The 24791-nt window shown below is 62.1% G+C and carries 22 protein-coding genes and 1 pseudogene; 20 read left to right on the top strand and 3 right to left on the bottom strand.

Features of this window, described 5'->3' with window-relative positions; all coding sequences use genetic code 11:
- Nucleotides 1-63 precede the first annotated feature (63 nt).
- From N4Q37_RS10365 to N4Q37_RS10345, 5 genes and pseudogenes are all read left to right on the top strand, one after another.
- Nucleotides 64-465, top strand: a complete 402-nt coding sequence (locus tag N4Q37_RS10365) for a lysozyme inhibitor LprI family protein (RefSeq protein WP_260957685.1) — start codon at nt 64-66, stop codon at nt 463-465.
- 100 nt (nt 466-565) lie between these two features.
- Nucleotides 566-820 (top strand): annotated as a pseudogene (locus N4Q37_RS10360) (type II toxin-antitoxin system RelE family toxin).
- A complete protein-coding gene (locus N4Q37_RS10355; RefSeq protein ID WP_260957606.1) occupies nt 804-1130 on the top strand; it encodes a helix-turn-helix domain-containing protein in 327 nt (108 codons plus the stop codon). The pseudogene N4Q37_RS10360 and the gene N4Q37_RS10355 overlap by 17 nt, the downstream one beginning before the upstream one ends.
- A 125-nt stretch (nt 1131-1255) precedes the next feature.
- Nucleotides 1256-2032: a bestrophin-like domain gene (locus tag N4Q37_RS10350; RefSeq protein ID WP_260957604.1), complete on the top strand. Its 777-nt coding sequence runs from the start codon at nt 1256-1258 to the stop codon at nt 2030-2032.
- Nucleotides 2033-2092: 60 nt separating this feature from the next.
- Nucleotides 2093-2509, top strand: coding sequence for a DUF3010 family protein (locus N4Q37_RS10345; protein WP_260957602.1), 417 nt, complete (start codon nt 2093-2095; stop codon nt 2507-2509).
- A 95-nt stretch (nt 2510-2604) separates the two neighbouring features.
- On the opposite strand, the gene N4Q37_RS10340 is transcribed toward N4Q37_RS10345, so the two are convergent.
- Nucleotides 2605-3564 carry a GlxA family transcriptional regulator gene (locus N4Q37_RS10340; RefSeq protein ID WP_260957601.1) on the bottom strand — a complete coding sequence of 320 codons (960 nt, stop codon included), beginning with the start codon at nt 3562-3564 and terminating at the stop codon, nt 2605-2607.
- A 188-nt stretch (nt 3565-3752) separates the two neighbouring features.
- Between N4Q37_RS10340 and choX the strand changes: the two genes are divergently transcribed.
- From choX to N4Q37_RS10310, 6 genes are all read left to right on the top strand, one after another.
- A complete protein-coding gene (gene choX, locus N4Q37_RS10335) occupies nt 3753-4697 on the top strand; it encodes a choline ABC transporter substrate-binding protein (protein ID WP_260957600.1) in 945 nt (314 codons plus the stop codon).
- Between the two features lie 72 nt (nt 4698-4769).
- Nucleotides 4770-5657: a BKACE family enzyme gene (locus N4Q37_RS10330; protein ID WP_260957599.1), complete on the top strand. Its 888-nt coding sequence runs from the start codon at nt 4770-4772 to the stop codon at nt 5655-5657.
- A gap of 194 nt (nt 5658-5851) precedes the next feature.
- Complete coding sequence (locus tag N4Q37_RS10325; protein WP_260957597.1) at nt 5852-6817, top strand: L-carnitine dehydrogenase; 966 nt, start codon at nt 5852-5854, stop codon at nt 6815-6817.
- A 78-nt stretch (nt 6818-6895) separates the two neighbouring features.
- Complete coding sequence (locus tag N4Q37_RS10320) at nt 6896-7372, top strand: thioesterase family protein (RefSeq protein ID WP_260957595.1); 477 nt, start codon at nt 6896-6898, stop codon at nt 7370-7372.
- A 20-nt stretch (nt 7373-7392) separates the two neighbouring features.
- Nucleotides 7393-8556 (top strand): gamma-butyrobetaine dioxygenase, encoded by a 1164-nt coding sequence (locus N4Q37_RS10315; protein WP_260957594.1) that lies wholly within the window; start codon nt 7393-7395, stop codon nt 8554-8556.
- Nucleotides 8557-8881: 325 nt separating this feature from the next.
- Nucleotides 8882-9145, top strand: a complete 264-nt coding sequence (locus N4Q37_RS10310; RefSeq protein ID WP_260957592.1) for a hypothetical protein — start codon at nt 8882-8884, stop codon at nt 9143-9145.
- Nucleotides 9146-9249: 104 nt separating this feature from the next.
- Here N4Q37_RS10310 and gbdR read toward each other — a convergent pair whose 3' ends face one another.
- Nucleotides 9250-10353: a choline metabolism transcriptional regulator GbdR gene (gbdR, locus tag N4Q37_RS10305; RefSeq protein WP_260957591.1), complete on the bottom strand. Its 1104-nt coding sequence runs from the start codon at nt 10351-10353 to the stop codon at nt 9250-9252.
- 506 nt (nt 10354-10859) lie between these two features.
- On the bottom strand, nt 10860-12236 hold the full coding sequence (locus N4Q37_RS10300; RefSeq protein ID WP_260957588.1) for an L-serine ammonia-lyase: 1377 nt from the start codon (nt 12234-12236) through the stop codon (nt 10860-10862).
- Between the two features lie 428 nt (nt 12237-12664).
- Here N4Q37_RS10300 and N4Q37_RS10295 point away from each other — a divergent pair, with 428 nt between their 5' ends.
- From N4Q37_RS10295 to mdtD, 9 genes are all read left to right on the top strand, one after another.
- Nucleotides 12665-13612, top strand: a complete 948-nt coding sequence (locus tag N4Q37_RS10295; RefSeq protein ID WP_260957586.1) for a choline ABC transporter substrate-binding protein — start codon at nt 12665-12667, stop codon at nt 13610-13612.
- A 66-nt stretch (nt 13613-13678) separates the two neighbouring features.
- On the top strand, nt 13679-14524 hold the full coding sequence (choW, locus tag N4Q37_RS10290) for a choline ABC transporter permease subunit (RefSeq protein ID WP_260957584.1): 846 nt from the start codon (nt 13679-13681) through the stop codon (nt 14522-14524).
- Nucleotides 14521-15699 carry a choline ABC transporter ATP-binding protein gene (choV, locus tag N4Q37_RS10285; RefSeq protein ID WP_260957583.1) on the top strand — a complete coding sequence of 393 codons (1179 nt, stop codon included), beginning with the start codon at nt 14521-14523 and terminating at the stop codon, nt 15697-15699. The genes choW and choV overlap by 4 nt, the downstream gene beginning before the upstream one ends.
- A 145-nt stretch (nt 15700-15844) precedes the next feature.
- Nucleotides 15845-16465 carry a transcriptional regulator BetI gene (gene betI / locus N4Q37_RS10280; RefSeq protein WP_260957581.1) on the top strand — a complete coding sequence of 207 codons (621 nt, stop codon included), beginning with the start codon at nt 15845-15847 and terminating at the stop codon, nt 16463-16465.
- Between the two features lie 80 nt (nt 16466-16545).
- A complete protein-coding gene (gene betB, locus N4Q37_RS10275) occupies nt 16546-18018 on the top strand; it encodes a betaine-aldehyde dehydrogenase (RefSeq protein WP_260957579.1) in 1473 nt (490 codons plus the stop codon).
- 179 nt (nt 18019-18197) lie between these two features.
- Nucleotides 18198-19901 (top strand): choline dehydrogenase, encoded by a 1704-nt coding sequence (gene betA, locus N4Q37_RS10270; protein ID WP_260957577.1) that lies wholly within the window; start codon nt 18198-18200, stop codon nt 19899-19901.
- A 156-nt stretch (nt 19902-20057) separates the two neighbouring features.
- Complete coding sequence (locus N4Q37_RS10265) at nt 20058-21500, top strand: TldD/PmbA family protein (RefSeq protein ID WP_260957576.1); 1443 nt, start codon at nt 20058-20060, stop codon at nt 21498-21500.
- Entirely contained in the window at nt 21500-22837 is a 1338-nt protein-coding gene (locus tag N4Q37_RS10260) for a TldD/PmbA family protein (protein ID WP_260957574.1), read from the top strand. The genes N4Q37_RS10265 and N4Q37_RS10260 overlap by 1 nt, the downstream gene beginning before the upstream one ends.
- Before the next feature lie 69 nt (nt 22838-22906).
- Entirely contained in the window at nt 22907-24373 is a 1467-nt protein-coding gene (gene mdtD / locus N4Q37_RS10255; protein ID WP_260957572.1) for a multidrug transporter subunit MdtD, read from the top strand.
- The last annotated feature ends 418 nt before the right edge of the window (nt 24374-24791 follow it).

Raw genomic sequence — 24791 nt, 5'->3', positions numbered from 1 at the left:
ACCCGACGCTTGCGCCAGAATCCGCCGCATCACTGGTTTTCCCTGGACTTGAGCGGCAACGCGATGAAATCTATTTTCCTGGCTTTGGCACTGATCAGCACCGTCGCCCACGCGACTGAAGACACCGAACAAAACCCTTGCGACGCGGTGGAAAACGACGTCCAGACCCTGGCCTGCTCGGCCTACGGCAAGACTGCCGCCGAACAATTGCTGAGCGAAAACCTGCAAAGCCTCAACGAACGCCTGCAAACCCGCTACGCCAGCGACAAGGCCCAACTCGCTGACATCACCAACAAGATCAAGGCCGCCCAGCAACTCTGGCAAAAACAACGCGACGCCGACTGCGCCATCGCCGCCTTCCCGGCCAAACCCGGTAGCGAAGCCTACAAAATCGCCGAAAACGACTGCATGGCCCAGGTAAGCGACGATCGGTCGGAGTTCTTGGAGTCGATCGGGCAGGAGTGAGGGCAACCCGCGGGCAAATATCCAGACACTTTTCACGCGTTGGCCTTGGGACGGATATAAGTCAGGATTCGCAAATCTTATAAAAGACTTATATTCTTCCATGAACACTATCCACTGGACCCGAAAAGCCGTTAAGCAGCTTCTGAAGTTGCATTCTGCCCATCAGGCTCAGGTTCGGGACGCCGTTACGGCGCTCGCCCAGATGCCCGATGCGATGAACGTCAAAGCGCTTGTCGGCCATGACTACGCCTATCGTCTTCGGGTAGGCAGCTATCGAGTCATGTTCGATTAGGACGGGGCGATCAAGATCGTCAGCATTCAAGAGGTCAAGAAACGCGATGAACGCACCTACTGATATCCAGATCATCAATGACGCAGATGGGCACCCGGCATTTGTGGTCATTCCTTATGCCCAATACGTGGCGCAACATAAACTGCACCCTGATCTGATTCCCCATGAAGTCGTTAGCCGAATCGTCGACGGCGCCACGCCCATCCGCGCCTGGCGCGAGCACCTGGGCCTGACTCAGGACGAGGTGGCCCGGCGCTTGGGCATTTCCCAGCCAGCATTTGCCCAGCAGGAATCAGTGACCAAACCCCGGCGGGCAACCCGCGAGAAAATTGCCGCAGCCTTTGGCATTCATGCTGATCAGTTGGAACTGTAGTAAACACCGGTCGCCATTCGATCAGTTGGGACAGGAATAATCCGCAACACCTCCTACACTGGCTGCATACCCGTCCGAGCCCGGCCGTACAGACGAGTCACACACGACGATCAGGAGATTTTCGTATGCTCTCGCTTACCGCCCTGCCCTTCTACGGGTTAGCCATCTTCATCGCCATCGTGCTGGGCATCGAGGCCGGGCGGCGTGTCGGTAACCGCCATCTGGCCCTGGACCCTGACGGTGCCCGCCAGGGCATCGGTGCCATCGAAGGGGCGGTGTTCGGCCTGTTGGCGCTGTTGATTGCCTTTACCTTCTCCGGTGCGGCCTCGCGCCTGGACCAGCGGCGCGCGCTGATCGTCGCTGAAACCAACGCCATGGGCACGGCCTGGTTGCGCCTGGACCTGCTGCCGGCCAGCGAGCAACCGGCTCTGCGCCAGGTCTTCAGGGATTATGTCGACGCCCGCATTGAGTACTACCGCAACCTGCGAGAGGACGCATTCGACGAAGCCGCCTATGACCGGGCCAATGACTTGCAGCAAACCATCTGGAAACGCACCGTCGCCGCCCTCCAGCAGATGCCCACCCCAACCCTGGGCACCCCGGTGTTGCAGGCGCAAAACGAAATGATCGACATCACCACCACCCGCACCGTCGCCCAAGAGACCCATCCACCTTTGGCCATCTACTTGATGCTGCTGACCATGACCCTGATCAGCGCCCTGCTGATCGGCTACGGCATGGCCGGGACACAGCGGCGCAACTGGCTGCACAGCCTGGGCTACGCGGCAGTCATGGTCTGTGTGTTGTATGTGATCCTGGACTTCGAATACCCACGCTTCGGCGTTATCCGGGTCGACTCTTTCGATAAAATCATGCTGGATCTGCGTCAGGGCATGAACTGAACCACGCGCTCGCCCGGGCGGGATACACTGCAACGCCAGACCTTCAACCCAAGGGCTCACATGATTATCTGCGGCATCGAAATCAAAGGCAGCGAAGCGATCATCGCCGTGGCCTCGCTAGATCAACAGGCATTGAGCCACGTCGCGCTGAACACCCGGAAAATTGCCCTGGACGACGATGACGAAGCCACCAACGTCAAGGCCTTCGCGGCCCGGGTACGGGCATTCGTCGCCGAAAACGGCATCGAACGCATCGCCATCAAGAAGCGCAGTAAGAAAGGTGAATTCGCGGGTGGACCGACCACATTCAAGATCGAAGGGGTGTTCCAGTTGCTGGAAGGGTGTGAGGTGACGTTGTTGTCGCCACAGACCATCAACGCGCAGAGCAAGAAACACGACTTCGCCCTGCCGGCGACGCTGAACAAGTATCAGCATGAGGCCTATAAGGCAGCGTGTGCGGCGCTGGTGAAGAAATAAACCGATCCCCCTTCAACCAATCGGCATGGTTTTATACTCAATTATTGCAACAGGTATAATTTATAGTCGCGAGCATAATTGAGTATAAAAGCCTGTCAAACCAGCTCCCGCCCATCCCCCTGGCGCCGCCGATCCTCCCGAGGGCACCGCTCGAATCGCGCCCGATAACTGCGGGTGAAGTACGACGGTGATTCGAACCCGCAGGCGATGCTCACTTCCAGCACGCTCAGGTCGGTCTGGCGCAGCAGTTGCCGGGCCTTTTCCAGGCGCAGGCGCAGGTAGAAATTGCTCGGGGTGTCGTTCAGGTGCAGGCGGAACAGGCGCTCGAGCTGGCGACGGGTGACGCCGATGGACTCGGCCAGTTCAAGGGTGCTCAACGGTGGCTCGCTGTGGGCCTCCATCTCGCCGATGACGTGCACCAGTTTCTTGTTGCGAATGCCGTAGCGGCTGGCGATCTCCATCCGCTGGTGGTCCTTGCGCGGACGGATGCGGCTGAGCACGAACTGTTCGCTGACCTGGATCGCCAGCTCCGGACCATGGGCCTGGCCGATCAGGTCAAGCATCAGGTCGATGGATGCGGTGCCGCCGGCGCAAGTAATGCGTCGACGGTCGATTTCAAACAGCTCCTGGGTCACCCCCAGCTGTGGATAAGACTCCTTGAACGCCTCGATCGCTTCCCAATGCAGGGTCACGCGGTGGCCCTCCAACAGCCCCGCCTCGGCCAGGACCACGCTGCCGGTGTCGATCCCGCCGAGAATCACGCCTTCGCTGTCCAGGCGGTGCAGCCAGCGCTCCAGGGCCGGCGTCACGAACTTCAACGGCTCGAACCCAGCCACCACCCACAAGGTCGCCCCTTTCCTCAACGGCTCCAGCGCCGCATCGGCGTTGACCGACATGCCATTGCTCGCCAGCACCGCCCCGCCATCGCTGCTCAACACGTGCCAGCGGTACAGCTCGCCGCGAAAACGGTTGGCGACCCGCAACGGCTCGATGGCCGAAATGAAACCGATGGCCGAAAAACCCGGCATCAACAAGAAGTAGAAATCCTGGGACATGGGGCACACTCGGTTGACGGGGCAGCGTGCGGACCTTGATACGCCAGTTGCAACAACCGTACAAGAGTCGCCGCAGTGCAAGAGCACGTCGCCGCAGGGCGTTTTGCCCAGGGCCTGGCTGCGTAACTTGGCATCACCGGCGCGCAGACACCGGAACCCATAACAATAAGCTGCCGAGGACCCACGCCATGAAACGATTGATCAGTTACTGCGTTCTTGCACTCAGCGCCACCCAACTCCTGAGCCCGGCCGCCATGGCCGCCGAGCCCGCCGCGTGCAAGGACGTACGCCTTGGGGTGGTCAACTGGACCGACGTCATCGCCACCAGCGCCCTGACCCAAGTGATGCTCGACGGCCTCGGCTATCAGACCAAACAGACCAGTGCCTCCCAGCAAATCATCTTCGCCGGTATCCGCGATCAGCACCTGGACATGTTCCTGGGCTACTGGAACCCGCTGATGACCCAGACCATCACGCCGTTCGTCGAGGCCAAGCAGGTCAAGGTACTGGAGCAACCCAGCCTGAAGGACGCCCGCGCCACCCTGGCAGTGCCGACTTACCTCGCCGACAAGGGCCTGAAGACCTTCGCCGACATCGCCAAATTCGAAAAAGAACTGGGCGGCAAGATCTATGGCATCGAACCCGGCTCCGGCGCGAACACCCAGATCAAGGCAATGATCGCCAAGAACCAGTTCGGCCTGGGCAAATTCCAACTGGTGGAGTCCAGCGAAGCCGGCATGCTCGCCGCGGTAGACCGCGCGGTGCGACGCAAGGAAGCCGTGGTGTTCTTCGGCTGGGCGCCGCACCCGATGAACGTCAACGTGCAGATGACCTACCTCACCGGCAGCGAAGACGCCCTCGGCCCGAACGAAGGCATGGCCACGGTATGGACCGTTACGGCGCCGAGCTATGCCGAACAATGCCCGAACGTCAGCCGCCTGCTGAGCAACCTGACCTTCAGCGCTGAAGACGAGAGCCGGATGATGCAGCCGCTGCTCGATCACAAGGATCCGCTCGAATCGGCGCGGCAATGGCTCAAGGACCATCCACAGGACAAGCAGCGCTGGCTCGAAGGCGTGACCACCTTCGACGGCAAGCCGGCCGCCGAAAATCTGAAACTGACCAGTAACTGATCGAACGTTATTCCTCTGCGCAGCACCCAACTGGCTGCGCAGTGACTCACTACGCCTGAAGGAAACCGCACCATGAACCACGACGTCATCATCACCTGCGCACTCACCGGTGCTGGCGACACGACCGCCAAGAGCCCCCACGTGCCGGTCACCCCGAAACAGATCGCCGCAGCCGCCGTCGAGGCCGCCAAGGCCGGCGCCACGGTGGTCCACTGCCACGTCCGCGACCCGCAGACCGGCAAATTCAGCCGCGACGTGGCGTTGTACCGCGAAGTGATGGAACGCATCCGAGAGGCGGACGTGGACATCATCGTCAACCTCACCGCCGGCATGGGCGGCGACCTGGAGATCGGTGCGGGCGAACGGCCAATGGAGTTCGGCCCCAACACCGACCTGGTGGGCCCCCTGACCCGCCTGGCCCACGTCGAAGAGTTGTTGCCGGAAATCTGCACCCTGGATTGCGGCACCCTGAACTTCGGCGACGGCGACACCATTTACGTCTCCACGCCGGCACAACTGCGAGCCGGCGCCAGGCGCATCACTGAGCTGGGGGTCAAGGCCGAGCTGGAAATCTTCGACACCGGCCACCTGTGGTTCGCCAAGCAAATGATCAAGGAAGGCCTGCTGGACAACCCGCTGTTCCAGCTCTGCCTGGGCATCCCGTGGGGCGCGCCAGCCGACACCACCACCATGAAGGCCATGGTCGACAACCTGCCGACGGACGCGGTGTGGGCCGGCTTCGGCATCGGCCGCATGCAAATGCCAATGGCGGCCCAGGCCGTGCTGCTGGGGGGCAACGTGCGAGTCGGGTTGGAAGACAACCTGTGGCTGGACAAAGGCGTACTCGCCACCAACGGCCAACTGGTGGAGCGCGCCGGCGAGATCCTCAGCCGCCTCGGCGCGCGCGTGCTCACGCCGGCTGAAGGCCGCAAGAAGATGGGGCTGACCCAGCGCGGTTGAGCGACGTAGGAACATTGCTTGTAAGAGCAAGACCTGTTGAGAGCAAGGCCTGTGGGAGCAAGGCTTGCCCGCGATAACGGTATGTCAGTCAACATCCCTGTTGAATCCACTGCCGCCATCGCGGGCAAGCCTTGCTCCCACAGACCTTGCTTCCACAGGAGACGATCACCGAACTATTTTTTCAGGAAACCACCATGAGCTTTATCACCGACATCAAGACTTTCGCCGCCCTGGGCAGCGGCGTGATCGGCAGCGGCTGGGTCAGCCGCGCCCTGGCCCATGGCCTGGACGTCGTCGCCTGGGACCCGGCGCCGGGCGCCGAGGCGGCACTGCGCAAGCGCGTCGCCAATGCCTGGGGCGCCTTGGAAAAGCAAGGCCTGGCACCGGGTGCTTCCCAGGACCGGCTGCGCTTTGTCGCGACCGTCGAGGAGTGCGTGCGCGACGCCGATTTCATCCAGGAAAGCGCCCCCGAGCGCCTGGAGCTTAAACTCCAACTGCACAGCCAGATCAGCGCCGCCGCCAAGCCGAACGCGTTGATCGGTTCCAGCACCTCGGGGCTGCTGCCCAGCGAGTTCTACGAAAGCGCCACTCACCCGGAACGCTGCGTGGTCGGGCACCCGTTCAACCCGGTTTACCTGTTACCGCTGGTAGAAGTGGTCGGCGGTAAAAACACCGCGCCCGACGCCGTGCAGGCGGCGATGCAGGTGTACGAATCCCTCGGCATGCGCCCGCTGCACGTGCGCAAGGAAGTGCCCGGCTTCATCGCCGACCGCCTGCTCGAAGCGCTGTGGCGCGAGGCGCTGCACCTGGTCAACGACGGCGTGGCGACCACCGGGGAAATCGACGACGCCATCCGTTTCGGCGCCGGGTTGCGCTGGTCGTTCATGGGCACGTTCCTGACGTACACCCTGGCCGGCGGCGACGCCGGGATGCGTCACTTCATGGCCCAGTTCGGCCCGGCGTTGCAGTTGCCGTGGACCTACCTGCCGGCACCAGAACTGACCGAAAAACTGATCGACGATGTGGTGGACGGCACGAGTGCGCAACTGGGTCATCACAGCATTCCAGCCCTGGAGCGCTACCGCGACGATTGCCTGTTGGCAGTGCTGGAGGCGGTAAAGAGCACCAAGGCCAAGCATGGGATGGCCTTTACCGAATAAACACCGGCCGATGTGGCGAGGGAGCAAGCTCTCTCGCCAAAAATTGTGTACACCCGCGACTCTCTGTGGAGTTCCACGATGCCCACCCTTACCACCTACCAGACCCGCATCCATCCCGAATGGGTCGACTACAACGGCCACCTGCGCGATGCCTTCTACCTGCTGATCTTCAGCTACGCCACCGACGCGCTGATGGACCGGCTCGGCCTGGATAGCCAGGACCGCGAAGCCAGCGGTCATTCGCTATTCACCCTGGAACTGCACCTCAATTACCTGCACGAAGTGAAGCTCGGCGCCGACGTGGAAGTACGTACGCAGATCATCGGCCATGACCAGAAACGCCTGCACCTCTACCACAGCCTGCACCTGGCCGGCGGGGACAAGGAGTTGGCGGGCAACGAGCAAATGCTGCTGCACGTCGACCTGGCCGGCCCGCGCGCGGCGCCCTTCACCGAACGGACACTGGGCGAACTCGGCGCCCTGCTCGAAGCGCAATCCGACCTGCCAGCCCCGGCCTATGTCGGCCGGGTCATCGCCTTGCCACCCGCCCGATAAGCCTTGCACAGGAGATAGCCATGCACACCGCTGCCGCTTTTGCCGACTTCCGCCCGTATCCGCTGATCTGCGCGTTAGCCGGTGCAACTTCCTTGGCCGACCGGGTGCAGGTCATTTGGGCCGACGGCCGTATCAGCCCGTTTCATCATCAATGGCTACGGGACAACTGCCCCTGCCCGCAATGCGTCTACAGCGTGACCCGCGAACAGGTGCTGGAGATCGTCGACGTCCCCGAAGACCTGACACCCAGCGCCACCCGCATCGATGGCGAAGGCTGCCTGTGCGTGGATTGGCAGGACGGCCACCGCAGCCGTTTCGACCCGGGCTGGTTGCGCGCTCATGCCTACGACGACATCTCCAGGGCCGAACGCCTGGCGAACAAACCCAAACGCCATTTATGGCGGCACGATTTGCAACTGCCGGTGTTCGACTACCCGGCGCTGATGGAAGACGCCGACACGCTGCTGCAATGGCTGCTGGCTGTACGCGACATCGGCCTGACCCAAGTGCGCGGCGTCCCCACCGAACCGGGTTCGCTGAAACAGATCGCCCAGCGTATTTCCTTCATCCGTGAGAGCAATTTCGGCGTGCTGTTCAATGTGCAATCCAAGGCCGATGCCGACAGCAACGCCTACACCGCGTTCAACCTGCCGCTGCACAGCGACCTGCCGACCCGGGAATTGCAGCCGGGCTTGCAGTTCTTGCATTGCCTGGTGAATGACGCCGACGGCGGCGAGAGCATTTTTGTCGACGGTTTCGCCATCGCCCAGGCGCTGCGCCAGGAGGACCCGGAGGCGTTCGCCGCGCTGTGCCAGATTCCGGTGGAGTTTCGCAACAAGGACCGCCACAGCGATTACCGCTGCCTGGCGCCGATCATCGCCCTGGATGCCGTGGGGCAGGTCTCGGAAATCCGCATGGCGAATTTTTTGCGCGGACCATTCGACACCTCGGTCGAACAGATGCCGAAGCTTTATCACGCCTACCGACGATTCATCGCATTGACCCGCGAGCCACAGTTTTGCCTGACGCAACGCCTCGAACCCGGCCAGCTCTGGTGCTTCGACAACCGCCGCACCCTCCACGCCCGCAACGCCTTCGACCCGGGCACCGGGGCGCGGCATTTCCAGGGATGCTATGTGGATCGGGATGAGTTGTTGTCGCGGATTCTGGTGTTGCAGCGTTAGAGCGCGTCCTCGCTCAGCGCAAGCCTGCTCGCGATAGCGGCCCGTCAAACACCCTATTGAAACCTGATTCACAGGCAAAAAAATCCCCGATCAAGCCGTGACAGGATCGGGGCAGATGGCGTTACTGGAGGAGCTGCAGCGCGAGGGTGACCAAACCATCGTGATTCAGCTTGGGATCAGTGTGCCCCCTGTTCGTTCATTCGAGTTAACCGAAAACGACCTGTTCATAGGTATCCGGGCCATTGCGACAATTTGCCCTTGCCGCCGCTTCGGGTGGCTACCAGAATCGGTTCACGACCCCAATCCCTGAACAAGGAAAAGCGTCATGATGCACGCCGATTTGATCGACCAGGAAGACCTGCTGGGCCAGCTCAAGGCCCTCGGGCTGCAGATACCCAGTGGCTCCACGGCCGAGCAGGCCTGCGAATGCGCGGTACGGGGTCTGGACAGGGCTCGCGCCAATGAACTGCGCAGGATGGTCAAGGAGATGTACACCAGCAGCGCGACCATCCTGCCGGTCGTGCGCCAGGCGATCGACAAGCAGCTGTTACCGGCACTGGCTGAGTATCAGCAGAACCACAGCGCCTGAGAACCCAATCGCGAGCAAGCTTTGCTCCCACGGGCTCAATCGAACACCTGAGGGAACAACGCTTGTGTGGGAGCAAAGCTTGCTCGCGATAAAGGCGCCTCGGTTTACAACCTTACGCTGGCAAACGTCGACTCATTGCGCGCCTGGCTCAACGCCGACAGCGGGCCGGACAACGGTGACATCACGATGGCCTGCGGCAATGGCATCATCGCCACTTGTTGCGTGGTATTCGAACCTACACGCTCATCGCGCGGCGGGATGCCAAAGTATTCGCGGTAGCACTTGGAGAAATGTGGCGTGGAAACGAAGCCACACACCGAGGCCACTTCGATGATCGACATCGGCGTCTGCTTGAGCAATTGCCGTGCGCGAATCAACCGCAGCTTGAGGTAGTAGCGCGACGGCGAACAGTGCAGGTATTTCTGGAACAACCGCTCCAGCTGACGCCGGGACACCGCGACATACACCGCCAGTTCGTCCAGGTCGATCGGCTCCTCGAGGTTGGCTTCCATCAGCGCCACGATTTCCTGCAACTTCGGCTGGTTGGTGCCGAGCATGTGCTTGAGCGGCACGCGTTGGTGATCCTGCTCGTTGCGGATACGTTCGTAGACAAACATTTCGGAAATCGCCGCCGACAGTTCACGGCCGTGATCGCGGCTGATCAGGTGCAGCATCATGTCCAGCGGCGCCGTGCCGCCGGAGCTGGTGAAACGATTACGGTCGAGGGTGAACAGGCGCGTGCTCATCGATACCCGTGGGAAGGCTTCCTGCATCGCGGCCAGGCATTCCCAGTGCACGCTGCAATCGAAACCGTCCAACAGGCCAGCGCAGGCCAGGGCCCAACTGCCGGTGCACACTGCGCCAAGGCGACGGGACTGACGGGCCTGGCCTTGCAACCATGACACGTGCTCGCGGGTCACCGTGCGCTGGATGCCGATGCCGCCACAGACGATGACGGTGTCCAGATTTGGTGCTTTGTGCATGGCGGCGTCGGGGGTGATCTGCAATCCGTCACTGGCCCAGACCTGCCCGCCGTCGACGGTCAGGGTGGTCCAACGATACAGCTCGCGACCGGACAACTGGTTGGCCATGCGCAGCGGTTCAACCGCAGACGCCAGGGAAATCAGCGTGAAATTGTCCAGCAGCAAAAAGCCAATGGATTGAGGCGCACGGTTCTGGGGTTGGGCCCCGGAGTTGGACGTCGTCATCGCGGTATCTCCTCACACAAAGCGGGTAATGGCCTCAGGCTCAGGCTCTTTTTATTGGTTATGGCCCCGGGCTTTTTTCACAAGCGTTGGGCTTTACAGCAATACAGCAAATGCCATGCCTAAATTTGAATAGGCGTTCGATAAATCCTGAAAACGACATCTCGGCCCGTCTATATAAGGCGTGCGTCGAGTGGGGTTATAGGCGCGATCAAACGCCGTCTGGCACCTGCCACAGCAAACTGTGAGCAGTTCGGTAGCACTTGTGGGAACTGGGCTGCGGCGTTTGCGCTACGGGTATCACCACCGGAGCGAAGGACGGACGGTCAAGCGAAGACTCAGACGCGCCCCGCCCAGCCAACTTGTCTGTTTGCGACGCGCTAAAAGGTGGCGTTTTTCCGCTCGGTGTTCATTTAACGAGCGGTTTCGATCTGCTGAAAAAGTGAATCATCTGTGGGAGACAATGTGGGAACAAAGCTGGCCTTGTTCCCACCGAACCCCGGGTTCGATCAGCACTCCACCGCGCTGACCGCCAGGCCGCCGCGCGATGTCTCTTTATATTTGTCATGCATGTCGGCACCGGTATCGCGCATGGTGCGGATCACCCGGTCCAGGGAAATGAAGTGCTGGCCGTCACCGCGCAGCGCCATTTGTGCGGCGTTGATCGCTTTCACGGCGGCAATCGCGTTGCGCTCGATGCACGGCACTTGCACCAGGCCGCCCACCGGATCGCAGGTCAGGCCGAGGTTATGCTCCAGGCCGATTTCCGCCGCATTGCACAATTGTTCCGGCGTGGCGCCAAGCACCTCGGCCAATCCCGCCGCCGCCATGGCGCAGGCCGAACCGACTTCGCCCTGGCAGCCGACCTCGGCACCGGAGATCGAAGCGTTCTTCTTGCACAGGATGCCCACCGCTGCCGCGCCGAGGAAATAATCCACCACGTTGGCGTCGGTCACCGCTTCACTGAACCTCATGAAGTAATGCAGCACCGCTGGAATGATCCCCGCCGCGCCATTGGTCGGCGCAGTGACCATGCGCCCGCCGGCCGCGTTTTCTTCGTTGACCGCCAAGGCATACAGGTTGACCCACTCCATGGCGCTCAAGGTCGAGCCGATGACGTTCGGCTTGTTCAACTCTTGCAGGCTGCGATGCAACTTGGCTGCACGCCGCCGCACATTCAAGCCACCGGGCAAAATGCCCTCGTGCTTGAGGCCGTGCTCGACGCAATCCTGCATGGCCCGCCAGAGTTTCATCAGGCCGCTGCGGATTCCCTCCTCCGAGCGCCAGACCTTCTCGTTGGCCATCATCAGGTCGGCGACCCGCAGGTTATGGGTGCGGCACAACTGGAGCAGTTCTTCGGCGCTGGAAAAATCATAAGGCAGCACCGTGTCATCCAGGTCCACCACACCGCTGGACGCCTGGGCCTGGTCGACGACGAAACCACCGCCGACTGAATAGTAGGTGTCGCGATGCAACTCACCGTTGTCGCCCTCGACTATTAATGTCATCGCGTTGGGGTGGAACGGCAGGTTCTCGTCGAGCAGGCGCATGTCCCGCGACCAGACGAAAGGCACCGGCAGGTGACCGTCCAGCAATAACGTGTCGGTTTCACGCAACTGCGCGATGCGCGGGGCGATCTGCGACGGGTCGATTGCATCCGGCCATTCGTTCATCAGGCCCATGATCACTGCCGTGTCGCTGCCGTGACCGATGCCGGTGGCCGACAGCGAGCCGAACAACTGCACTTCTACCCGGCGCACCTCGTGCAGCAGAGCCTTTTCCCGAAGCGCCTGGACAAACAACGCCGCCGCGCGCATGGGGCCAACGGTATGGGAACTGGACGGGCCGATACCGATCTTGAACAGGTCGAACACGCTGATTGCCATTGTCGAAAATCTCCAGAACAGGGCACTTCCGGACGCAGGAGCGACCGGTGACGGAGCTGCTACGCTCAACGCCGGGATGGCCGCATCATCCGGCTTTTGCCTAGGGGTTCGACGTCTGACACCGACGCAATCATGCCCAGCAACGCCGCCCACCCTTCAGCCCGGTTTTGCGCCGCTTTTTCGCGTTTCAAAGGCCCGCCGGGGGCTGAAAAAATCTGTAAACGACGTCACCAACACTGGATGCGACCCTCCCTGTACTGGATACGACTATCCCTGTAGGCGTCGGATTTGCACTGGTACATGATCAGTTACGGCTCGTTTGCAAGGCCGCGTGTCAAGAGATTGCCCACGCGCCACCAACCGCAACATCCCATAAGCGCGCGGTTGTCCCGAGCGGACACCGCCGATAAAACACCAGGAGTCCACCCATGAAAGGTTCCAAGCCGTTGTTGTTGGCCGCCATGTTGAGTCTTCCAATGCTGGCCAACGCCGCAGACCCCGCACAGTGCAGCACCGTTAACTTCTCGGACGTCGGCTGGACCGACATCACCGTGACAACGGCCACCACCAGCGTGGTTCTCCAGGCGTTGGGCTACAAGACCAAGACCACCATGATTTCCGTTCCGGTGACCTATAAGTCCCTGGCCGACGGCAAGAACATGGATGTATTCCTCGGCAACTGGATGCCAACCATGGAGAACGACATCAAGGCCTACCGCGATGCCGGAACCGTGGAAACCGTGCGCACCAACCTCACGGGCGCCAAGTACACCCTCGCCGTTCCCCAGGCCCTGTATGACAAAGGCCTGCACGACTTCGCCGACATCGCCAAATTCAAGAAAGAACTCGACGGCAAGATCTACGGGATCGAGCCCGGCAACGATGGCAACCGCCTGATCCAGAGCATGATCGAGAAGAACGCCTTCGGCTTGAAGGACGCCGGCTTCAAGGTCGTCGAGTCGAGTGAAGCGGGCATGCTTTCCCAGGTCGACCGCGCCTCTAAACGCGGCACCGACGTGGTGTTCCTGGGCTGGGCGCCACACCCGATGAACACCCGTTTCAAGATCCAGTACCTGACCGGCGGCGATGACTTTTTCGGCGCCGATTTCGGTGCGGCGACCGTGGCGACCAACACCCGCAAGGGCTACAGCCAGGAATGCAGCAACGTCGGCCAGTTGTTGAAGAACCTTGAATTCACCGTCGACATGGAAAGCTCGCTGATGGGCAACGTGCTCGACGACAAGATGAAGCCCGAGGCCGCCGCCAAGGCCTGGCTGAAAAAGAACCCACAGGTGCTCGATACCTGGCTCGCTGGCGTGACCACCATTGACGGTAAACCAGGCCTGGAGGCCGTGAAAGCCAAGCTCGCCCAGTAACGTGCTTATGCCGGGCGAGTTCGCTCGCCCGGGCTGTTTATTCCTTGCATGCGGACGTTCACTACCATGCTCATTGATCAGAAAATACCCTTAGGCCAGTACATGGCGGCTTTCGTGGAATGGTTGACGCAACACGGCGCCAGCCTCTTCGACTTGATCGCCCTGTCCCTCGAAACGATGATTCACGGCGTGACGTTTGCGCTGGTCTGGTTCAACCCCCTGGCCTTGATCGGCCTGATTGCGGCACTTTCACACTTCATCCAGCGCAAAGTGGGCCTGACGCTGTTCGTCATCGCCTCGTTCCTGTTGATCCTGAACCTGGGTTACTGGCAGGAGACCATGGAAACCCTGGCCCAGGTGATGTTCGCCACCCTGGTCTGTGTCGTGATCGGCGTACCGCTGGGCATCGTTGCCGCGCACAAACCGGTGTTCTACACCGTGATGCGTCCGGTGCTCGACCTGATGCAGACCATTCCGACCTTCGTGTACCTCATTCCTACCCTGACCCTTTTCGGTCTGGGTGTCGTCCCAGGCCTGATCTCCACGGTGGTGTTCGCGATTGCCGCACCCATCCGCCTGACTTACCTGGGTATCCGCGACGTTCCCGACGAACTGATGGACGCCGGCAAAGCCTTCGGCTGCTCCCGTAGCCAGTTGCTGTCGCGCATCGAGCTGCCCCATGCGATGCCAAGCATCGCCGCCGGTATCACCCAATGCATCATGCTGTCGCTGTCGATGGTGGTAATCGCCGCCCTGGTGGGTGCCGACGGCCTGGGCAAACCCGTGGTCAACGCACTGAACACCGCAGATATCGCCCTGGGCTTCGAAGCCGGCCTGGCGATCGTATTGCTGGCGATCATGCTCGACCGAATCTGCAAACAACCCGACGCAAAAGTAGGGGGTGACGCATGAGCATCATTCGATTCGAAGACGTCGACGTCATTTTCTCCGCCCGTCCAAAGGCTGCGCTGGACCTGCTTGACCAAGGCTTTTCGCGCCCGGAAATCCTGCAGAAGACCGGCCTGATCGTCGGCGTGGAAAAAGCCAGCCTGTCCATCGAGAAAGGCGAGATCTGTGTACTGATGGGCCTTTCCGGCTCTGGCAAATCCAGCCTGCTGCGCTGCATCAACGGCTTGAACACCGTCAGCCGTGGCAAGTTGTTCGTCGAGCACGAAGGGCGGCAGATCGACATCGCCTCCTGCACCCCCGCCGAACTGAAGATGATGCGCACCAAGCGTATCGCCATGGTGTTCCAGAAGTTCGCCCTGATGCCTTGGCTGACGGTGCGCGAGAACATCAGCTTTGGCCTGGAAATGCAGGGCCGGCCGGAAAAGGAACGCCGCAAGCTGGTCGACGACAAGCTTGAACTGGTGGGCCTGACCCAGTGGCGCAACAAGAAACCCGACGAGTTGTCCGGCGGCATGCAGCAACGGGTCGGCCTGGCCCGTGCCCTGGCGATGGACGCCGACATCCTGCTGATGGACGAACCGTTCTCGGCCCTCGACCCGCTGATCCGCCAAGGCCTGCAGGACGAGTTGCTGGAACTGCAACGCAAGCTGCACAAGACCATCGTGTTCGTCAGCCATGACTTGGACGAAGCCCTGAAACTGGGCAGCCGTATCGCGATCATGAAAGACGGCAAGATCATCCAGTACAGCAAGCCGGAAGAAATCGTGCTGAACCCGGCGGACGACTATGTGCGTACCTTCGTCGCCCATACCAACCCGCTCAACGTGCTCTGCGGCCGCAGCCTCATGCGCACCCTGGACAACTGCAAGCGCATCAACGGTTCGGTGTGCCTGGATCCGGGCGGCGACTCCTGGCTCGACCTGGCCGAGGGCAACACCATCAAGGGCGCACGGCAGAACGGCGCGGCACTGGACCTGCAAAACTGGGTACCAGGCCAAGCGGTCGAAGATTTGGGTCGCCGTCCGACCCTGGTGGACTCCAACATCGGCATGCGCGAAGCCTTGCAGATCCGCTACCAGACCGGCAACAAACTGGTGCTTCACGACAACCAGAAGGTCGTCGGGATTCTCGGTGACAGCGAGCTGTACCACGCATTGCTAGGCAAGAACCTGGGCTGATCCTCAACCCTGTGGGGGCGAGCCTTGCTCGCTCCCACAGGGTTTTGCTTTACTTCTTTTTTATTGATTGAACGTTCAATTAAAACAAAATAGACTGCGTTCACGAAGCCGGCGCCTGCCGGATGATTCAAAGAAAGAGGTCCAGATGCCCAAGGTCGGTATGCAACCCATTCGCCGCCAGCAATTGATCGATGCCACGTTGCAAGCGGTCGATCAGGTCGGCATGGGGGATGCCAGCATCGCGTTGATTGCTCGTTTGGCCGGCGTTTCCAACGGCATCATCAGCCACTACTTCCAGGACAAGAACGGCCTGATCGCAGCGACTGCCCAGTACCTGATGACGGTCCTGAGCGAGAACGTCACCGCACGCCGCCTGGCGTTGGTGGATAGCAGCCCACGGGCTCACCTGAAGGTGATCATCGAAGGCAACTTCGACGCCAGCCAGGTCAGTGGCCCGGCCAGGAAAACCTGGTTGGCCTTCTGGGCCACCAGCATGCATCACCCGTCTTTGCACAGGTTGCAGCGGATCAACGATCACCGTCTGTATTCCAACTTGTGTTGCCAGTTCCGCCGCGTGTTGCCCCTCGACGAGGCACGCAACGCGGCACGGGGCCTGGCCGCCCTGATTGACGGTTTGTGGCTGCGCGGAGCGCTGTCGGGCGACGCGTTCGACACCGCTCAGGCGCACCGCATCGCTTACGAATACATGGATTTCCAACTGACCAAGGCAGGGGTGCCAGAGCACACAGAACCGCTCGACTCCTGAACCGCCACCCAAGCGCGTAGTCAGCAATAAAACGACACGCTCGGTGGTCAGCCAACCACTTATGCACTTGCGAGGACTTTATGGCCCGTTTCGAACTGCAAAAACTCTACATCGACGGCGCGTACAGCGATGCCAGCGGCGACGCCACCTTCGAAGCCATCAACCCAGCCAACGGTGAAGTGCTCGCCCAAGTGCAGCGCGCCACGTTCGCAGACGTCGAGCGCGCCGTGGCCAGCGCCGAAAAAGGCCAGAAAGTCTGGGCCGCCATGACCGCCATGCAGCGTTCGCGCATCCTGCGTCGCGCCGTGGAAATCCTGCGCGAACGCAACGACGAGTTGGCCGCCCTGGAAACCCTGGACACCGGCAAGGCCTACTCCGAAACCCGCTACGTCGACATCGTCACCGGCGCCGACGTGCTCGAATACTACGCCGGCCTGGTGCCCGCCATCGAAGGCGAGCAGATCCCGTTGCGCGATACCTCGTTCGTCTACACCCGTCGCGAGCCGCTGGGCATCGTGGCCGGGATCGGTGCGTGGAACTACCCGATCCAGATCGCCCTGTGGAAATCCGCACCGGCCCTGGCGGCCGGCAACGCAATGATCTTCAAACCCAGCGAAGTCACTTCGCTGACCACCCTGAAGCTGGCCGAGATCTACACCGAAGCGGGCGTGCCGCCGGGTGTGTTCAACGTACTGACCGGCAGCGGCCGTGAAGTCGGCACCTGGTTGACCGAGCACCCGCGCATCGAGAAGGTCTCGTTCACCGGCGGCACCGACACCGGCAAAAAAGTCATGGCCAGCGCCTCGGGCTCGACCCTCAAGGACGTGACCATGGAACTGGGCGGTAAGTCGCCACTGATCATCTGCGACGACGCCGACCTGGACCGCGCCGCCGACACCGCGATGATGGCCAACTTCTACAGCTCCGGCCAGGTCTGCACCAACGGCACCCGCGTGTTCGTGCCAAGCCACCTCAAGGCTGCCTTCGAAGCCAAGATCGCCGAGCGTGTGGCGCGCATCCGCATCGGCAACCCGGAGGACGAAAACACCAACTTCGGCCCACTGGTGAGCTTCGCCCACATGGAGAGCGTGCTGGGCTACATCGAGAAGGGCAAGGCTGAAGGCGCACGCCTGCTGTGTGGCGGCAAGCGCCTGACCGACGGCGAATTCGCCAAGGGCGCGTTCGTCGCACCGACCGTGTTCACCGATTGCACCGACGAGATGACCATTGTGCGCGAAGAGATCTTCGGCCCGGTCATGGCGATCCTCAGCTACGAAACCGAAGAAGAAGTGATCCGCCGCGCCAACGACACCGACTTCGGCCTGGCCGCCGGCGTCGTGACCCGCGACCTGAACCGCGCCCACCGCATCATCCATCAACTGGAAGCCGGTATCTGCTGGATCAACGCCTGGGGCGAATCCGACGCCAAGATGCCGGTCGGTGGCTACAAGCAATCGGGTGTGGGCCGCGAGAACGGCATCAGTTCACTGAACAACTTCACGCGCATCAAATCGGTACAGGTCGAGTTGGGCGATTACGCCTCGGTGTTCTAAGGCCCAGCTTCTGCGGCGCCTGCGAGGCCGTCATCGCGGGCAAGCCATGCTCCCACAAGGAATCTGCTGTAACACAACTGTTGTGTCCACCAGAGACCTGTGGGAGCAAAGCTTGCTCGCGATGGAGTGCAAGGCACTCCCCGGCCCTGACCTGAACCCATTAAAAGAGGGTGCATTTCATGTCCCAAGAATTCGACTACATCATCATCGGTGCCGGCTCGGCCGGTAACACCCTGGCGACCCGCCTCACCGAAGACGAAGGCGTCACCGTCCTGCTGCTCGAAGCCGGCGGCCCGGACTATCGCCTGGATTTCCGTACACAAATGCCCGCCGCCCTGGCGTTCCCGTTGCAAGGTCGGCGCTACAACTGGGCCTACGAGACCGACCCGGAGCCGCACATGGACGGTCGCCGCATGGAGTGCGGTCGCGGCAAGGGCCTGGGTGGCTCGTCGCTGATCAACGGCATGTGCTACATCCGCGGCAACGCCCTGGACTATGACAACTGGGCGAAGTTGCCAGGCCTCGAGGATTGGACGTACCTGGACTGCCTGCCCTACTTCAGAAAAGCCGAGACCCGGGACATCGGCCCGAACGACTACCACGGCGGTGACGGCCCGGTCAGCGTGACCACGCCCAAGGCTGGCAACAACCCACTGTTCAGTGCCATGGTCGAGGCCGGCGTACAGGCTGGTTACCCGCGTACAGAAGACCTCAACGGCTACCAGCAGGAAGGTTTCGGCCCGATGGACCGTACCGTGACGCCGAAGGGTCGGCGCGCCAGCACCGCCCGTGGTTACCTGGACATCGCCAAGAAGCGCTCGACCCTGACCATCGTCACCCATGCGCTGACCGACAAGATCCTCTTCGAAGGCAAGCGCGCGGCCGGCGTACGCTACCTGGTGGGCGCCGCTGAAGAACGCGTCGAAGCCCGCGCCCGCAAGGAAGTGCTGCTGTGTTCCGGCGCCATCGCCTCGCCACAGATCCTCCAGCGTTCCGGCGTCGGCCCGGCCAAATTGCTGCAAAGCCTCGACATTCCCGTGGTCCACGACCTGCCGGGCGTCGGTGAAAACTTGCAGGATCACCTGGAGTTGTACCTGCAATACGCCTGTACCCAACCGGTCTCGCTGTACCCGTCGCTGCTCTGGTACAACCAGCCGGCCATCGGCGCCGAATGGCTGTTCAACGGCACCGGCATCGGCGCCAGCAACCAGTTCGAGGCCGGTGGTTTCATCCGCACCCGCCCGGAATTCGAGTGGCCGAACATCCAGTATCACTTCCTGCCGGTGGCGATTAACTACAACGGCAGCAACGGTGTCCAGGAACATGGCTTCCAGGCGCACATGGGCTCCATGCGTTCGCCAAGCCGTGGCCGGATCCAGGCGAAATCCAAGGACCCGCGCCAGCACCCGAGCATCCTGTTCAACTACATGGCCACCGAGCAGGACTGGCAGGAATTCCGCGACGGTATCCGCCTGACCCGCGAGATCATGCAGCAACCGGCGCTCGACGCGTTCCGGGGTCACGAGATCAGCCCCGGCATCGAGGTGCAGACCGACGAGCAGTTGGATAAATTCATCCGCGAACACGCTGAAACCGCGTTCCACCCATCCTGCTCGTGCAAGATGGGCACCGACGACATGGCGGTGGTGGATGGCGAAGGCCGCGTGCATGGCTTGCAAGGCCTGCGCGTGGTGGATGCCTCGATCATGCCGATCATCACCACCGGCAACCTGAACGCGCCGACGATCATGATGGCCGAGAAAATCGCCGACAGGATCCGTGGTCGCAAGCCCCTGCCTCGCAGTACCGCGCCGTACTACGTCGCCGACGGCGCCCCGGTGAAAGGCAAGCCACTGCGTGAAGTCGGGGCTACAACCCGGTAACACGCCGCACCGCTATCGCGAGCCTGCTCGCGATAGCGTCCCCCCTGTATCCCTTGTTCCCTCCCCCGCCCAGGCCTACTCTAGGCTTTGTATGAAAAGCCGCCGCGTCAAAGCACCGCACCTCGCAGCAATCGCCACTTCAGACAAGGAGGTTCCATGTTCGACTTCCACCCCCAGCTCAAGCAGCGCTTTGCTGCCTTGCGCACGGGCGCCGAATTCTTTTCCCTGCGTTATGTGCGCGAGTCCGGCCAGCATCTGTCGGTACGCAAGAACGTCGCCGAACCACCGAGCCTGGGCCGTGACGAGGGGGCAATGCTCACCGTGCGGGTCAATGGCGTCGAGGCGTATTCCGCCACCAACGACCTGTCCCAGGCCGGCCTGCAGGCGGCGCTGGAGCGAGCGGAGCAGCAAGCCCGCCGCCTCAAGCCCCATGCACTGCTGGATTTGCGCGAGCAAGCAGTGTCCAGCGACCGTGCCGATTACTTCTCGCCGCATTTTGACCAGGCCTTCCCCTCCCTGAGCGACTGCTATGAATTGCTCGGCGCGGAATCCGCCGCCGTGCCGGTGGACGAGCGACTGGTGAACTGGCAGGCCAGCATCGGCCTGACGCAGGTCGAACAGATCTACCTCAACAGTGCCGGCGCCGAACTGCGCCAGGCCCAGCGTTTTGTCTACCCGGCGCTGGAAGTCACCGCCTTCGATGGCCACGACAGCCAGACCCGCACCCTGGGCCGGGAAAATTTCGGCCAGCAGGGTGGCTTCGATGTGATCAGCCGCTGCGGCCTGATCGGTGCCGGTCCGAAGATCGCCGACCAGGCCCTGCAACTGCTGTTGGCACCGAACACCCCGCAAGGTCCACGGGACCTGCTGCTGATGCCCGACCAGATGATGTTGCAGATCCACGAATCCATCGGCCATCCGCTGGAACTGGACCGGATCCTGGGGGATGAGCGCAATTACGCCGGCACCAGCTTCGTCAAGGCCAGCGACTTCGGGCACCTGCAATACGGCTCCAGCCTGTTGAACGTGACCTTCGATCCGGACATTCCCGAAGAGCTGGCCAGTTATAGCCACGACGACGACGGCAGCGCCGCCAGCAAACAATTCCTGATCCGTGAAGGCCTGCTGCTGCGCCCGCTGGGCGGCGCGCTGTCGCAGTTTCGCGCGGGGCTTAGCGGCGTCGCCAACAGCCGCGCCTGTGGCTGGAACCGCCCACCCATCGACCGCATGGCGAACCTGAACATCGAGCCGGGCGATCAATCCCTCGCGCAACTGATCCAGGGCATCGAACAGGGTGTGCTGATGCGCACCAACCGCTCCTGGTCCATCGACGACGCCCGCAACAAATTCCAGTTTGGCTGCGAATGGGGCCAGCTGATCGAAAACGGCGAGCTCAAGGGCGTGGTGAAAAACCCCAACTACCGGGGCATTTCCGCGCAGTTCTGGAAGAGCCTGCGCGCCGTGGGCGATGCCAGTACCCGCCAGGTGCTGGGCACGCCCAACTGCGGCAAGGGCGAACCGAACCAGGTCATCCGCGTCGGGCACGCGTCGCCGGCCTGCGTATTCAGCAACGTTGATGTGTTTGGGGGGGATGCCTGATGAGCACTGTCTATAATCAGGCCGAGGCGTTCAAGGCCCTGGTCGACTGGCTGCACAGTGCGTTGCATACGCCTGAACAATTCACCCTCGGCTACGCCGCCGAATCCTCGGCCTTCGTGCGCTTCAACCATGGCAAGGTCCGCCAGGCCGGGCATGTGCAACAGGCCAACGTCAGTCTCAAACTGATCGATGACGGCCGCCACGCCGACTTGCAGATCACCTTGTCCGGCGACGCCGGGACCGATCTGCAACGCCTGTCCGAAGGTCTGCAACAGCTGCGCGAAACCCTGCCGCTGCTGCCCCGCGATCCGTACCTGCTGCTCAACCACAACCACTGGCAGAGCGACAACGTGCAGGATCATCCGCTGCCGGACACCGAGCAGGCCGTGGCGCAAATCAGCCGCGCCGCCGAAGGCCTGGACCTGGTCGGTTTCTACGCCGCCGGGCCTATCAGCCGCGGGTTCGCCAGTTCGTCGGGGGCGTTCGGCTGGCACCAGGCCAACAGCTTCAACTTCGATTTCAGCCTGTTCCATGAGAACGGCCAGGCGGTCAAAGCCAGTTACGCCGGCCAGCAGTGGAGCAGCGACGGGTTTGCCCGGCGCTTCGAACAGGCCCGCCAGCAGTTGGCGTTCCTGGGTCGCCCACTGCGCACGCTGGCGCCCGGCGAATACCGCGCCTACCTGGCGCCGGCCGCCCTGGAAGAGATCATGGGCATGCTCAGTTGGGGCGGCTTCTCCGCCCGGGCGATCGCCAGCAAACAGAGCCCGCTGCAAAAGTTCTACGCCGACGAGGCCAGCTTCAGCCCTTGCGTGTGCTTGAGCGAGCAGGTCAGCGGCTCCTTGAGCCCGGCGTTTTCCGATGAAGGTTATCCCCGCGACGACCTGGCGCTGATCGCCAAGGGCAGCGCCAACGCCCGGCTGGTCAACTCGCGCAGCGCCGCCGAATACGGCCTCACCGCCAACGGTTCGAGCAGCTACGAGTACCCCACGGCGCTGGTCATGGAAGAGGGGCAACTGGAGCAAGCGGACATTCTCGAACGCCTCGGCACCGGGCTGTACATCAGTAACCTCTGGTACCTGAACTACTCCGATCAGCCGGCCGCGCGCCTGACGGGCATGACCCGCTTCGCCACGTTCTGGGTCGAGAACGGCCAGATCGTGGCACCGGTCAGCACCATGCGCTTCGACGACAGTGCCTACAGCCTGCTGGGCTCGCAACTCGAAGGCCTGACCCGGGAACGGGAACTGCTGCTCTCGGCCAGCACCTACAGCCAACGGGCCACGGCCTCGATGCTGTTGCCGGGGGCGCTGGTCAAGCGGCTGACATTGACCCTGTAAAAAGCATCGCGGGCAAGCCTTGCTCCCACAGAATGTGTGCCGTACCTGTGGGAGCGAGGCTTGCCCGCGATGAAGCTAACAGACACCCGAACACAAACAAGAGGCCCCATGCCCAACCGCGAACCGCTCGACGCCGTCACCGCCCGCTGGCTTCCATGGGTGGTGGCGATCGCCTTCTTCATGCAATCCCTGGACGGGACCATCCTCAACACCGCCCTGCCCGCCATGGCCAGCGACCTGGCGGAAAACCCGCTGCGCATGCAGGGCGTGATCATTGCCTACATGCTCACCGTGGCCCTGCTGATCCCGGCCTCGGGCTGGATCGCCGATCGTTTCGGCACCAAGAAGATCTTCTTCGGGGCAATCCTGCTGTTCAGCTTCGGCTCATTGCTGTGCGCCCTGTCCAGTTCGCTGACCATGCTGGTCGGCGCACGGGTGGTCCAGGGCCTGGGCGGCGCGCTGATGCTGCCGGTGGGCAGGCTGGTGGTGCTGCGGGCGTATCCGCGTTCGGAACTGGTGCGGATCATGGGTTTCATTACGATTCCCGGGCTACTCGGCCCACTGATCGGCCCGACCATGGGCGGCTGGATGGTGCAATACCTGACCTGGCACTGGATCTTCATCATCAACCTGCCGGTGGGCGTGATCGGTTGCTACGCGGTGTGGAAGTTCATCCCCGACCTGCGTGGCAGCGAGCGCACTCGTTTCGATGGCCTGGGCTTCTTGCTGTTCGGCGCGGCGATGGTGTTGATCACCATCGCCATGGAGGGCCTGGGTGAATTGCATCTGCCACACCTGCGGGTGATGTTGCTGCTGTTCGGCGGCATGGCCTGCCTGGCGGCCTATTGGCTGCGGGCCGGGCACGTCGAGAACGCGCTGTTCCCGCCGTCGTTGTTCAAGACCCGGACCTTCGCCGTGGGCATTCTCGGCAACCTGTTCGCCCGCCTGGGCAGCGGTGCCCTGCCATTCCTGGTGCCGTTGCTGCTGCAAGTGGCCCTGGGCTATTCGCCGTCCCAGGCCGGGATGAGCATGCTGCCCCTGGCCGCCGCCGCGATGCTCGCCAAGTCCGTGGCCCGGCCGTTGATCGAACGCCTGGGCTATCGCATCGTCCTGACCGGCAACACCCTGGCCCTGGGCCTGATGCTGGCGAGCATGGGCCTGGTCAGCGAACAGACACCGTACTGGCTGCTGCTGGCGCAACTGGCAGTGCTGGGGGCGATCAACTCGCTGCAATTCACCGCGATGAACACCGTGACCCTCATCGACCTCGACGACGCCAGCGCCAGCAGCGGCAACAGCCTGCTGTCGGTGGTCGCGCAACTGTCCCTGAGCCTCGGCGTGGCCTGCGCCGGCGCCCTGCTCGGCGGCTTCACCGCCCAGGTCGGCAACGACGGCGTGGACACCGTGCTGGGGGCGTTCCAGTTGACGTTCGTGACGGTGGGGATCATGGCAATGCTGGCGGCGACGATTTTTTCGCAGTTGTCGAAGCAGGATGGGCGGCGGGAAAAGCGGCCGGATGAGCACATCGAGCACTAGGCTCTGCCTGAAAAGCCTTGATACTCGGTGATGCTGCGTTGAAAACCGCCTCGGAATGCTCATTTACTCCAGTAAAGTCGAGCGCGACCCCGGCCGTTCCTCGGCGGTTTTCGCCTTGCCTGACCTTCGTCTCAAGACTTTTCAAACAGAGCCTAGGATCTCAATGGCGAATGAGGCACCGGTGGGAGCAAGGCTTGCCCGCGATGCGGGCAACGCGGTTTTCTTGAAGAGCGCATTGTCTGCATCGCGAGCAAGCTTTGCTCCCACAACAAGCTTTGCTCCCACAAAAAGAAACCAAGGCGAACGCACGCCCCCCCACAGCTCGTCCAGATCTTTCGAGGAAGTGGCAAGAGGCTGCTACACTGCGCGACATTTTGTTTTGCAGGCCTGTCCCGTGACCACCATTGCCACCGCTTTC

The sequence above is a fragment of the Pseudomonas citri genome, assembly GCF_025336485.1.
GTDB lineage: Bacteria > Pseudomonadota > Gammaproteobacteria > Pseudomonadales > Pseudomonadaceae > Aquipseudomonas > Aquipseudomonas citri.
The sequence above is the reverse complement of the archived record's forward strand: the minus strand, read 5'-3'. Positions and strand labels throughout refer to the sequence as shown.